16 protein-coding genes are annotated in these 12560 nt (G+C 72.1%); all 16 read left to right on the top strand.

The genetic code is table 11. The features are described 5' to 3' along the window. Positions 1-630 (top strand): hypothetical protein (locus ACWGDE_RS28115; RefSeq protein ID WP_453391829.1); only part of this gene is annotated, 630 nt, incomplete at its 5' end. Beyond that, positions 627-1280 carry a hypothetical protein gene (locus ACWGDE_RS28110; RefSeq protein ID WP_453391828.1) on the top strand — a complete coding sequence of 218 codons (654 nt, stop codon included), beginning with the start codon at positions 627-629 and terminating at the stop codon, positions 1278-1280. The genes ACWGDE_RS28115 and ACWGDE_RS28110, both read left to right, overlap by 4 nt. Before the next feature lie 25 nt (positions 1281-1305). Next, complete coding sequence (locus ACWGDE_RS28105; protein WP_453391827.1) at positions 1306-2073, top strand: hypothetical protein; 768 nt, start codon at positions 1306-1308, stop codon at positions 2071-2073. Beyond that, a complete protein-coding gene (locus ACWGDE_RS28100; protein ID WP_453391826.1) occupies positions 2070-2312 on the top strand; it encodes a hypothetical protein in 243 nt (80 codons plus the stop codon). The genes ACWGDE_RS28105 and ACWGDE_RS28100 overlap by 4 nt, the downstream gene beginning before the upstream one ends. Before the next feature lie 38 nt (positions 2313-2350). Further along, positions 2351-2740, top strand: a complete 390-nt coding sequence (locus ACWGDE_RS28095) for a hypothetical protein (RefSeq protein ID WP_033221573.1) — start codon at positions 2351-2353, stop codon at positions 2738-2740. Beyond that, positions 2737-3522: a DUF317 domain-containing protein gene (locus tag ACWGDE_RS28090; protein WP_328967573.1), complete on the top strand. Its 786-nt coding sequence runs from the start codon at positions 2737-2739 to the stop codon at positions 3520-3522. The genes ACWGDE_RS28095 and ACWGDE_RS28090 overlap by 4 nt, the downstream gene beginning before the upstream one ends. 156 nt (positions 3523-3678) lie before the next feature. Beyond that, positions 3679-4044: a hypothetical protein gene (locus ACWGDE_RS28085; RefSeq protein WP_453391825.1), complete on the top strand. Its 366-nt coding sequence runs from the start codon at positions 3679-3681 to the stop codon at positions 4042-4044. Then, positions 4035-4862, top strand: coding sequence for a DUF317 domain-containing protein (locus ACWGDE_RS28080; RefSeq protein WP_453391824.1), 828 nt, complete (start codon positions 4035-4037; stop codon positions 4860-4862). The genes ACWGDE_RS28085 and ACWGDE_RS28080 overlap by 10 nt, the downstream gene beginning before the upstream one ends. A 70-nt stretch (positions 4863-4932) precedes the next feature. Then, positions 4933-5478: a hypothetical protein gene (locus tag ACWGDE_RS28075; protein ID WP_453391823.1), complete on the top strand. Its 546-nt coding sequence runs from the start codon at positions 4933-4935 to the stop codon at positions 5476-5478. A gap of 34 nt (positions 5479-5512) precedes the next feature. Continuing rightward, positions 5513-6343, top strand: coding sequence for an ATP-grasp domain-containing protein (locus ACWGDE_RS28070; RefSeq protein ID WP_453391822.1), 831 nt, complete (start codon positions 5513-5515; stop codon positions 6341-6343). Next, positions 6276-7049 carry a DUF317 domain-containing protein gene (locus ACWGDE_RS28065; protein WP_453391821.1) on the top strand — a complete coding sequence of 258 codons (774 nt, stop codon included), beginning with the start codon at positions 6276-6278 and terminating at the stop codon, positions 7047-7049. Before ACWGDE_RS28070 ends, ACWGDE_RS28065 begins: the two co-directional genes overlap by 68 nt. A 39-nt stretch (positions 7050-7088) precedes the next feature. Further along, positions 7089-8879, top strand: a complete 1791-nt coding sequence (locus ACWGDE_RS28060; protein ID WP_453391820.1) for a type IV secretory system conjugative DNA transfer family protein — start codon at positions 7089-7091, stop codon at positions 8877-8879. A 1162-nt stretch (positions 8880-10041) separates the two neighbouring features. Then, positions 10042-10482 carry a hypothetical protein gene (locus tag ACWGDE_RS28055; protein ID WP_267011080.1) on the top strand — a complete coding sequence of 147 codons (441 nt, stop codon included), beginning with the start codon at positions 10042-10044 and terminating at the stop codon, positions 10480-10482. A gap of 146 nt (positions 10483-10628) precedes the next feature. Beyond that, a complete protein-coding gene (locus ACWGDE_RS28050) occupies positions 10629-11465 on the top strand; it encodes a hypothetical protein (RefSeq protein ID WP_453391819.1) in 837 nt (278 codons plus the stop codon). A 206-nt stretch (positions 11466-11671) separates the two neighbouring features. Further along, positions 11672-11902 carry a hypothetical protein gene (locus tag ACWGDE_RS28045; protein ID WP_453391818.1) on the top strand — a complete coding sequence of 77 codons (231 nt, stop codon included), beginning with the start codon at positions 11672-11674 and terminating at the stop codon, positions 11900-11902. Next, positions 11899-12560: DNA cytosine methyltransferase (locus tag ACWGDE_RS28040; RefSeq protein WP_453391817.1), on the top strand; the 662-nt coding region annotated here is incomplete at its 3' end. The genes ACWGDE_RS28045 and ACWGDE_RS28040, both read left to right, overlap by 4 nt.

The raw sequence follows: 12560 nt of genomic DNA, 5'->3' as shown, positions 1-12560 counted from the left end.
GCACACCTGCACCCGCTGGACCGGGAGTTGAACCACGCCGAGTGGTCCGAGATCGGCTATCGGATCGCCCGTGTCGCCGGGATCGCGCCACCCGGCGACGACGCGGCATGCCGGTGGATCGCCGTCCAGGGCCAGCCCGGCCGCCTGGACGTGATCGCCAACCTGATCCGCGCCGACGGCACCTGGAGCACCCCTCCCCGCCGACTCCTGCAGGCCCTGGTCACCGAGGCGCGAAACATCGCGGCCGACCTCCTTCTGCGCTCCATCCCCCAGCAGCGTTCCGGCCCCCAGAACCCGCCAGCCGGCCCGGCGGTCACCGCCTCCCCGCGGGTGCCGACCGCGACCAGCCCGCTCGCGGGAATCCTGCGGCAACTCGCTGCCGAGCAGTCCGGCCCGATCGCCGCCGTGCGCCAGCTCGTGGAGGAGGTCGGCCGACAGGCCGCCGCACTGCCCGGCGACCAAACCGACGCCGCGGCAAGGGACTTGTTCTGGGCAGCCCGCCGCCTGTACGGGCTGCAGGAGCAACTGGGCGAGATCGCCTCGCGACTCCAGCCTCCCGCGCCTCCGGCCCCCGTTGCGCCGACACTGCCCGTGCAGGCAGCCACGTCGGCCCGTGCGATGGCCCGGTGAACGAGCCTGCCGCCCCGCGCAAGGCGCCGCCCATCACAGTCACCAGGGACGCGGACACCGGACGGATCACCGCCCACGGCGGTGACGGGCTGGCCCACGGCATCCTGGAACGCACGTTCTTCCTGCGTGAGGTCCGCGGGGTCACCTGGCACCGGATGTCGCCGACCGTCGAGCCAGCGGATCAGGCGGCCGTGGCCAAGCTCGCCGTCGCCCGGCTCCAGGCCGCCGGATACCGGGTACAGGCCGACCCGCAGTTCGCGACCTCGACGACCGATCCCCGCTACGTGACGACGGGCCGGTCGATCGCGAACCTCGCAGAGTCCATCCGCGAAGCGGGCAGCCCGGCCGAGGTGTCCGACCGGCTGGAGGAGGTGACCGCCGCGCACGACGGCATCCTCGCCTCTCTGGGGCAGCTTCTCCACTCCCTTGCCTCCGTCTACGACGGCCTCGGCGGACCTGCGGACCGGCACGTCGCGGCCCGGATGCGCTACCTGGCCGAGCACCGGCTCGGTCCCATCACCGCCGACCTGCTGCACACCCGCGCCGAACTCGCCGACCGCACCACGGCCCCGGCCCGGCCCGGCACAGCCCTCCCCTCTGCCGCCCTGCCAGCCTCACCCGCCTCTACCGCCTCCGGACGGACCCGATGACCCCCGCCCCAAGTTCGAGGAGCCCATGCCCGCCCCCCATACCCTGCCCGCCGACGACAGCCGCGACGTCGAATCGTTCGCCACCGTCCTTTCCGAGGAACTCCCCGGCCACTGGACCATCCAGTACCACCAGCACGCCCGGCACGAGGAGCAGTTCACCCACGCCGAGAACGTATGGGACCTCAACGAGGTAGCAGCCGCGCTCGCCGAGTACGCCCTGGGCGCCGACGCCCACCTCGTCCGCGACGACGGCATGAGCCTGTACGTCACCGTCCACCCCCGGCATGAGGAGGAGTTCCTCGTCGCCGCCATCGCTCCGGCCGGCGTCGCCCCCGAGGCGTACGCCGGGGTACGCGAGCCCGACGGGATCGCCGTGCCAGCCGACGCCGAGCGCGCCGCCCGCGCCGTCACCGCAGATCTGCTGCCGCGCTACGACATCGCTCTGGCCCAGGTCCGGCACAACGCGATGAACCCCCCGCAGCCCGGGCCCGGTGCGCAGCAGGAGCAGGTGGTGATGACCTGGCTCGAGGACGGTTCCCTCGGCGCGGTCACCACCACCCGTCCCTCAGCCGAGGTCCTTCTCGCTGAAGGGTTCGTCTGGGAGAGCGCAGCGAAGGCGTACGTGCTCGGCGGGGACGACACCCGGGCCCAGGCCCACGCCGTCCGGGCCGCCGGCGCCCGCCTCGCCCGCCTCGGTGTCGCCACCGTGCTGCGCGCCGCCGCCCGCCCGGCCGCGGAGGCCACGCTGCCCACGCCCCAGCCCGGTGCCCGGACCACCGCCCGAACCCGGTGACCGCGCCCGACCCGCGCCAGACCACCCGCCCCCAGCCATCGGCTGACACTCCTGACGGTCGGCCCCGTGTCCCGCTGCTCACCGCGGCCCGCCGACCGGCGCTCGCCCGCTTCCTGCTGCGCCGCTACCTGCGCGCCGCCGTCGTCAAAGCCGCAGGCACCGACCGGCCCCGGCCCGCGATGTCACCGCCACGCCACGTTGGCGCACTGGCCGCCTCCATCCACCGCCACACCCGCTGACCGCCGTCGTGGGTAACGCACAGCCCCCTGGACCTCCAATGACCCCACCCGTCACCGCCGACGCCCTCACCGCGGGCATCACCCTGCAGCTCGACCAGCTCTCCGAGCGGCTGTCCCAGGCCGGGCCGCAGCAGGCCGCCCAGATCCTCCGGCAGGTCCTGGATGCCGACAGCGGCGTCCTCGGCAGGCTGTCAGCCCTGGTCGGCACCGGTACCTACGTGACCAAGCACCATGCCCAGAGCGGCGTCTTCCCGGCGGAGATGTGGCTGGCTCTCGGGCGCACCGCCAACACGTTGTACGACCTCGCCCTCGACCTGGACGAACACCAGGAAGTCTTCGAGGAGATCGCCACGCGCCACCCCCTGACCACGTCGCCTCCGACGGCCACGCAGGCCACCGCCCTGGTGGCGCGCGGGAGGCACCGGTGAGCCGACAGCAGCAGTGGACCGGCTGGGGTCAGGCCCAGCAAGCTGAGCAGCACTACCTGATCGAACCGCGCTACCTGGCCGGCGGCGGAGACCTGCGGCATGTCAGCGAGTTCCTGCGCGCTTCGGGCTGGAAGGACATCACCCGCAAGTCCGGCACGACGCTCGCCTTCGACTCGCCCGACCAGATGGTGCGCGTCGCCTACCAGCCGCCGGGCGGCTGGCAGATCCACGGCGCCGCCCAGGGACATCAGCCGGCCTGGCAGGTCACCCTCACCCCGCAGACCCCGGTGGAGATCGTCGCGGGCCTGACCGACGCACTCACCAAGCCGCGCTCGGCGCACGCCCCGAACGTGTGGGCGCCGCTCACCGAGAAGTCGTGGAGCATGCAGCAGGACGACTACTTCGTAGCCCAGAGCCCCGACCGGCACGCCGTCGTGCAGTACGTCAAAGCCGGCGGTGACGGCAGCCAGGACCACTGGTGGGTCGGCGCCCGCAACGAGCACGGGCCCGTGTGGAACGTGCAGGCCACCGCGAGCACCCCGCTGAACCTGATGCAGTCCCTGACCACGGCCCTGGCCGACCCGGAGCCGGTGATGCGCCCGCGCGGACACGTCCCGCTCAGCAACCGGATCCGCGTCACCTCCGTGTCCGTGCGCCCCGACCAGCTCGGCGCCTGGCAGCAGGCCCGCCTCTCCGCCGCCCGCGCCGCCACGTGGGGCCGCAACTGGGTCTCATCCCGTGCCCGAACCAGCAAGGCACCCGGCTATGCAAGAACCCGATGACCGCCCAGGTCCATCGCCGCCCCTCCTCGGCCGCGCCCTTGGGCGGCATCTCACCCCGACCACCAGGCCCGGCCCGGCACCCGGCGCCTCCACCGCCCGGTCACAGCCTGACACCCCCGCGCTCCTGAACCGCCTTTCCCTTCCCTGGAGCTTTCGATGACCGACGAACCCACCACCCAGCTGACCGCGGAAGAGATCCGCGCGTCCGCCCAGACCCTGCACCGCCTCGCCGCCCACCTGCGGACCGGTCCCAGCCTGGCCGATGCCCTTCCCTTGATCGCCGCGCTCGTCGACGCCGATACAGGTACCGCAGCCCGCCTCGGCGAAGCCGTGCGCGGCATCGCCCGCTACCTCGCCCAGGAGACCACCGTTCCCCGCACCGAAACCGTCGAGGCGACCCTGGGCGAGTACATCGAAGCCGCATCCGTCCTGCAGGACCTGCGGCTGCTCGACCTCACCCTGGAACCCCTGCGGACTGCCTCCGTCCGCAGGGCACCCGCCCAGGCGGTCCCGTGGCGGTAAGCCCCGCCCAGCGGGCCTCGTACGCCGAGGATCACGCCACGAAGATCCCTTTCGAGACCACGCCCCGCCCCCTCGCGGGGCCCGGCGATCCACGCCACGTCACCCACGCCCTGCTCGCCGCCGGCTGGACCCTGACCTCCGCCCCCGGCGACCTCCGGATCGCCCTGGCTGGCCCCGACGAGGCCCGGCACCAGATGGTGATCGATCCGTTCGCCTCCGGCTCGCCGTGGCGGATCCAGTCCGTCGACTGGACGTGGAACGCCTCCTTCGACCGGATGGTGCCGGCGGAGATCATCGCCGGATTCACCGACGGCCTTCTCCACGGACCGCGCCGGGGCGACAGCAGTCCGTGGGAGCACATGCAGAAGGCCGGCTGGGCCGTGGAGCGCCAGCCGGACGGCACCGGCCAGGCCCGCTCGCCTGCACCGGAGCTGCCGATCCGCGCCGAACTGCGTCCGATCTTCAACGACTCCTCCGACCACCTGGCTTGGCGCATCGTCCAGCCCGACCACATCGGTGCGCCGATCTGGAAGATGTGGATCAGCGGCCCGGTCCCGGAGCACCTCATGGCCGGCCTGGCCGAACAGCTCGTCTCGGCCGCCCCCGTCCTGCGCGGCATGTACGACCTCGATCACTACAGCGCCCGGCAGAACCCCAGCCCGCTCACTCCCCAGCAGGCAGTCGAAGCCCACTTCACCCGCATCGACGCCGCCCGGGCACAGGCCCGCTCCCAGCGCCGCACCCACCTCACCACCCGCCTCCCGGCCCCGGCCGCCGCCCCGGCAAGTCCGGCGCACTCCCGTACATCCCGCCCCTGAAACCCGAGAAGGCCCGCCCTTGCCCCAATCCGCCCCCTCCGGCAGCACTGCCGTCCCCGGCCTTCAGGCGATGGTCAGCCGTCTTGCGACCTTCCTGCGCGCGGCGGATGCGGCGGTCGACGCCTGGGACCTGTACTCCGACGAGCACACCGATCTCGATGGCTGGCCGTACGACCCGGAGAGCTACGACGACCGCAAGGCCGACCGGGACCACGTGGTGTGGAAGGCGTTCGGACCGGTCAGCGTGGAGGCCGACGTCCTGCTCGACGCCGCCGAGGCCGACCTCGAACGGGTCCCCGCCTCTTCCGTCCAGAACCGTTGGGCCTGGCAACTGACTCAACTGCGCGATGCGCTCGACCAGATAGCGGCCATCAGGACGGAGTGCCGAACCCTCCTCGCTGCCCATCCTCATGCAAGCGCGGAGGCCCGCCAGGCTGCAGTTGACGCCCGTAACGCGGAGGCGTGGAACGCCCTGTACGGCTGGTTCGTCCACGGCCGTGCCGTCCTGGAGATCCACACCTCCGCCGTACGCACCGCCGCGGGCCCTCGGATCGAAACCACCACCCCGCCGCCACCTGCTCCGCCGGCCACCGCCGGTCGCACGACCCGCCGCTGAACCAACCTCTCTTCCCTTCTGCCTTGGAGTCCGCTTGTCCCTGCGTCCGTTCGTCCTCGTCGTCGCCCCGGGTGACGACATCTATCGCGGCTACTGCCTGCGCCAGGTTGCCGATGCCTACGACGTCGCCGTCATCACGACCGGTCCGATCACCTGGGAAGGACCCCACGTGGTCGACCACGAGATCGTCAGCGACATCGAGGATGAGGCCGGCCTCTTCGCTGCTGGTGAGGCGCTTGCCGAGCGCCGCCCGATCGCGGGCGTGGTGACCTGGGCCGAAGGACACCTGACTGCGGTGGCCCGGCTGGCCGAGCACCTCGGTCTCGCCACTACCAGCGTGGAGTCGGTCCGCACCTGCCGGGACAAGGCCGCCAGCCGCGCCGCGTTCGCTGCCCACGGTGTTCCGTCGGCCCGGTCCACCGCGGCGAACTCCCTGGACGAGGCCCTCTCGGCAGCATCTGCTATCGGCTATCCGGTCGTCGTCAAGCCCGCCTCGGTCGGCGGCAGCATCGGCGTCATCAAGGCCGAGACGCAGGAGGACCTGGCCGACGCGTACGCCTTCGCCACCCGCGGGGTCCAGCTCCACGGCGGCGACAACACCGTCGTCCTGGTCGAGGAGTACCTGTCCGGCGAGGAAGTCAGCGTCGAGTGCGTGACGTACCAGGGCGTGACCACCGCGGTCACTCCGCCCGCATCGGCCTGTTCGCCACCCACGCCGACACCCTGGAACTCGCCGTCGCGCGCCGCACTGTCACCGCGAACCACATCGCCGTCACCGTCACGGACAGCGGGCCCCAGTGAACGAGCCCGAGAAGCCGCCGGTACTCGCCCAGGTCACCCCCCGGTATCTGGCCGGCGGCGGTGACCCGCGCTGGGTGACAGTCCCGCTGCAGAAGGCATTCCGCTGGCAGCCCGCCCATATCCCCCTCAGCCCGGTCATACGGCTCACCCGCCGCGACCGCCAAGCCGAACTGCTGCTGTCACCGGACCCGGACGAACACTGGTGGACCCTCTACCACACCGGGACCACCGCCGGCGAGAAGGCGTGGACCATGCGCTTCGGCGCCCGGACCCCGGCCGAGATCATCGCCGCCGCCACCGACGCCCTCACCACCGGCCCGGCCGACGGCACGGCCGACCCGATGCAGGTCCTGGAGCAGGCCGGTTGGAAGCGCTCTGTCCTGGAGCACCAGATCTCCTCGCCCGACGGATTCGTCACCGTCTCCCGGCACCCTCTCGGCGCGCTGCACATCAAGGTCACCGCCCACGACGGCCCCTGGGCCTCCGAGCCCACTGCCCGTACGGCCTGGCGGGCGTACTTCTCCGACCACACCCCGCCCCACCTGGCCGCCGCGGTCCTCGCCGGCATGGTCTCCACCGAGCCGCTGCTGCGTGACGAGAAGGAGATGACCCCCTTCCTGCGCTACAGCGTCCGCATCGCCCGCGAACGCGTTCCCGCCCATCAGGCCGAGTACGCCCTGTGGGACCGGGTCGACCGCCTCGCCGCCCACCGCACCGGCACACCGCTGCCGCCGCCACCCGGCCGATCTCTGCCGCGCCGCACCCGCTGACCCCCTTCGTCCCCGACCCCTCCACGGAATCGCGCGCCCTTGTCCCAGCCCAGCTCCTCCTCCGACGGCTACGACATAGCCTTCAAGGTCCTCCTCGGGGCCTTCGCCGTCGCCATCCCCCTCGCCCACCTCGCCTGGCTCGGCGGAAACCTCACCGCCCTGGCCACCGGCAACACCTGGGCCGCCTACCGGCCCGCCGACGCCCTCATACGCCCCGACCAGCTCTGGCCCGGCCTGGGAGAAACGTCCCTGCTGATCGGTGCGCGGATCCTGCCCGTCCTGACCCTGATCGCCCTGGCCGCCGCCAGCGGCCTGTGGTGGAGCCGCCACAAGGGCACGCTCGGCGGCAACAAGAAGCACCGCATCGAGGGCACCGCGAAGGCCAAGGACATCGCACCGGTCCTGGCCGCCGCCATCACCGACAAAGCCCGCAGCCTGCGCCCCAGCCTGAAGGACGCCCAACGCATCGCCCCGTCCGACACCGGGATCCTCCTCGGCAACCTCCAGGGCAGCAAGACCGAAGTCCGGATGGGGTGGGAGGACGTAGCGGTCGCGATCATGGCCCCCCGCTCCGGCAAGACCACCTCGCTGGCGATTCCCTCCATCCTCGCCGCCCCCGGTGCCGTGCTCCTGACCAGCAACAAGGCCGCTGGCGACGCCTTTACGGCCTGCTACGACGCCCGCAGCCAGGTGGGGCGCGTATGGTCGATGGACCCCCAGCAAATCGCCCACGCAGCACGCGAGATGTGGTGGAACCCCCTGGCGGACGCCAAGTCCCTGGAGGGCGCGAACCGGCTGGCCGGCCACTTCCTCGCCGCCAGCGTGGACGCGAGCCAGCAGGGCGACTTCTGGTCCAAGGCGGGCAGCAACATCTTGTCGCAGCTGCTCCTCGCCGCGGCGCTTGACGACCGGCCCATCACCGACGTGATGCAGTGGCTGGCATTCCCTGCCGACCGGCGCCCCCTCGACATCCTGCGCGACCACGGATTCGCCTCCGTCGCCTCCCAGTTGAAGGGAACCGTCGAGGGCCCGCCCGAAACGCGCGACGGGATCTACGAGACCGCGAGACAGTACGCATCCGCCCTGCTCAACGCCGACATCGCCGCCTGGGTAACCCCGCAGAAGGACGTACCGGAGTTCCGACCGGCCGAGTTCGTGGCCTCCACCGACACGCTGTTCCTGCTCTCCAAGGACGGGGGCGGCGGAGCCTCCGCGCTGATCGCGGCGTGCGCGGACTCGGTGATGCGGGCCGCGACCGCCCGCGCCGAACGGACCGGCGGACGCCTCGACCCGCCCATGCTCGCGATCCTCGACGAAGCCGCAAACGTATGCAAAATCAGCGATTTGCCCGACCTGTATTCGCACCTGGGTTCGCGGGGGATCATCCCGATCACGATCCTGCAGAGCTACCGGCAGGGTCAGAAGGTCTGGTCGGACGCAGGCATGGACGCCATGTGGTCGGCGGCAACGATCAAGGTCATCGGCGCCGGTATCGATGACCCCGATTTCGCGGACAAGCTCTCCCGGCTGATCGGCGACCACGACGTCGAGACGAAATCCACCTCCATCTCCGACTCGGGCAAGTCCACTTCGTTCAGCATGCGGCAGGAGCGGATCCTGCCTGCGGACCGGATCCGCGCGCTCCCCAAGGGCACCGCCCTCCTCTTCGCCACTGGGCTTCGCCCGGCCGCGCTCGACCTGCGCCCGTGGTACCTCGAGCCGGGCGCGGGCAACCTGGCCGCCGCATCCAAGGCCGCCTCGGACGCGATCACCGCGCGGGCCATCGCCAAAGCCGCCCCCGCGCAGGCCGACTTCAAGAAGGCCGCGTGATGCCGCACCTCACACCCGCGCGGTTCCGCTACGCGAATGCCTTCATCCAGGCCTGACGCCGCCGCCACCCGCCATCGGCCTGGATGGCCTTTGGCGTCAGCGCCGCCGACGGGACCGGGCTACGGCGGCCCATCGCCACGGTGGGCCGCCCCATCGCCCGCACCTGAGCCATCAGGCGTCCGCCTCCCCCTCTCCCAGGAGACCCCTCGCCCCATCCCTTCCCTCTCGGCCCGAGCAACGAGGAACTGCTGCTCCTCACCAACCTCCTGCTCGATGCCGCGTACGGGTTCGACGACCTCAAGAAGCAGCGCAGCGCAGGCCCTGGACGGCTGGAGGAGACGGTGCGGATCAGCGGCACCCTGCACCGGACTTCGCTGCTCTGCGGCCAGCTGCTCTCCAAGGCGGCGCTAAGCGACGCGCCGACCACCCTCGACGGCCGGGAGGCCGTCGCCCTCCTGCGCCAGCTGACCGAGGCCACCACGACCGCCGCCGCACGGGCGGCGGACTCCATCTCGGCTCTCGCTCACGACGACACCGCCTCCGCCGACTGCCTCCTGGAACAGACCCGCGCCCCGCTGTCCCGAGCACCGTCGGCCGTCGATCAGATCCGCGCCGCCCTGCTGCGGCACGACGGCCTCCTCTACGCCCAGATACGTGCCGCGCGGGAGGGCCTGAGCCCGGGAGGCAAGACCGTCACGATCAGCGACGCCCAACGCAAAGGGCTCGCCTCTCCCTGGCGCGGGGCGACGGCGTTTTCCGCGAGCGCTACGGCATCCGGGAGGTGGTATCCCCACTGTCCGCCCACGTCCTGCCGGCCACGGTCGACACCCTCGCCGCCAAACAGCTCATCACCGTCACGCCGCTCCCGGAACACCAGGACCGATTCGGTCTGCGGCTCACCACCGCCGGTGTCCAGGCTCTGCTCGCAGCCAGTACCCGTCGGGTCCGCTCCGTCACCGCCACGGCCCCCGCTCCGGCAAGAACGAACTCGGCAGGCCCCACGGTTGCCCGCCGCTGAGCGGCCGGACCACACCCACCGCCCCCGTACCGACCAGGAGATCTCACGCCCCCCACCAACCACGTCGGCGCACCCACCCCCGCCGACATCGCACGCGCCCTCGCCACCCGCATCTCCGCCAGCCCGCCGCCTCCGCCGCACGTCGTGACCGTCAGCTTCGGCCTGCTGCGCAGCGCCGAGTCCCGCTACGACTTCCGTTCCTCCGGCGGACCCGTGCTCGGCCTCGCCAACACACTGCACGCCCAGCTGTACGGCCTTCCGCTCGAACGCCCGCCGCTGCCAGGTGCACTGGACGAGCTGCTCCAGGCCACCGGTCACGACGACGACCAAGAGGCAGTGCTCGGCCTGGTCTCTGCCCAGTTGGAGGCCGCCGCCGCGCTCATCGAACGGGCCCGACTCCAAGCCCGCTGGAACCGACTGCCAGAGACGGTGCACGCCCGTCTCGTCACCAGCCAGGCACTCGCCCAGCACCTGGCCAGCGAACTCCAACAGCTAGCCCCTGCCTTCACGCAGCCCGGCACGCCCGCCGCGCCGGCACCCAGCCTCCCTGCGCCTGCCGCATCAGCTGCACGATCCCGGCTCTGAAGCCGACCTCGGCGGCAGCCCTGAACGTGGCACTTCCCGCGCATTGCTGAGGCCCGCCTCCCCGCCCCTGCCGGACTTCCCGGCTCCCGCCCCGCCGCGTCCCGAGCGTTTCGGCACCCGGCCCCACCCGAAGGCCCTTCCTGCCTATGACCGAGCCCACCGACGACCAGTTGTTCGACGTGCCCGAGCCCCGCACACCCGTCGAACTCCTCCTCTCCTTGGCTGGCAACTACGCCCGGCACAACGACGCCCTCGCCCTCTTCCGACCCACCCCCGCCTCCGGTCCAGACCTGGGTGCACACGCCAACTCCGCGGCGCAGCTGGACCACGAGTCCCTCGCGGCCGTCAAAGCCGTCCAGGACCAGCAGCTGTACGCGAGCGCCGACCTGATCGACGCCACGGTAAGGATCAAGCAGATCGCCTACCTCAGCAGCGAAGCTGCCCGCCACCTGGCCGAAGCGCAGGCCGTGGTCATCGCCGCATCCCTAGCGGACCCCGAACGCACCGGGCCGCCCGACGGCGTCGACCGCCAGGTGCAGCTGGCGCAGGAGCTGACCGCACTCGCTCCGGAGGCAGCCGTCGAGTCCGCCACCGGCATCGCCCGGGAAACGCAACGGCGCCGGCCTGCCGCGGCAGGCGCATCCGACGGCCTGGCCGCAGCCGAACTCGCTGCTCTCCACGCAGCCGCCCGCGGCCACGTCGTGATGACCCAGAGCCTGGGGCGGCAGTACGTCCACAGCCGCGACGGCCGCGTCCGGATCAGCACCCTGCGCTCCCTGGAAAGCAAGGGCTTGATCACGCGCGAGCCTGCCACCGCGCCACCGGCTTACGACAACGGCCCAGCCCAGGACCGCATCCGCCTCACCGCCAGCGGAGCGACCGCCGTCGCCGCCCTCCTCGCGGCTCCCCCCACCACCCCGGTGTACGCCACCCCTGCCGTACCCCCAGCGCCCGCCACGACGGCGCCGACACGAAGCCGTTGACGGAACCGTCTCCCCCTCTTCCCGCCCATGACCGACGCCGCCCACGCCGCGGGCGGCACCACCCGCAAGGACCCGCCATCCCCACGACCACCAAGACCTCCACCGCGCCGCACCAGCCGGCCACAAGCACCGCGGCCACCACCCTCCGCCCGGCCCTGCGCGCCCTTTCACTGAGTGCCGGGGTACAAAGTTCGGCCCTGTGGTGCATGTCCGCGGACGGCACCCTCCCCAAGATCGACGTCGCGGTCTTCGCGGACACCGGCTGGGAACCCAAGAAGGTGTACGAGCACCTCGACCGCCTTGAACGCGAGATCGCCGCCCCCGCCGGTCCGGACGCGGAGGCTCTCGAAGCCGGTGTCGTGGACGGATGCTCGCCGTGGGCCTGCCGGGGTGAGCAGCCCGAACCGGTCCGGGACGACTTCGGACTGGCCGTATGAGAGACCTCATCGTGGACCTCTTCGCCGGTCCGGGCGGCTGGGGGCACGCCCTGCACGTCCTGGGTGTGCGCGACGTCGGCCTGGAGTGGGACGAATGGGCCTGCAAGACTCGCGCAGCAGCCGGGCAGACCACGATCCGCACGGACGTAGCGCTCTACCCGGTCCGGCCCTTCGTGGGGCGGACCCGCGGGCTGATAGCGAGCCCGCCCTGCCAGGCATGGAGCATGGCCGGCAAGCGCCTCGGTCTTGTCGACCAGCCCCTTGTCCACCAGGCGGTTGCCGACCTCGCGGTCGGCCGCGACAGCCGGCCCCAGCTGCTTGCCGCCTGCCAGGACCCGCGGTCGCTACTGGCCGCCGAGCCGATGCGATACCTCCATGCCCTCCACACCGTGGGCGAGCCGGAGTGGGTACTGATGGAGGAGGTGCCCGACGTCGCACCGTTGTGGAAGCAGTACGCCGCCGTGCTGCGCGCCTGGGGGTTCTCCACCTGGAGCGGCATCCTGAACGCGGCCGACTACGGCGTACCGCAGACCAGGAGGAGGGCGATCCTGATCGCCTCCCGCATCCGTCTGGCCGCCCCGCCCGAGGAGCACGTCGCCGCGAGCGCCCGCGCCGAGGGGCTGACGTACCGCACCGAGGGCCGCGATCACGGCAACAC

This window comes from Streptomyces sp. NPDC054956 (genome assembly GCF_053609185.1).
Note: the sequence above shows the minus strand (reverse complement) of the source record. Positions and strands in the feature narration are given on the sequence as shown.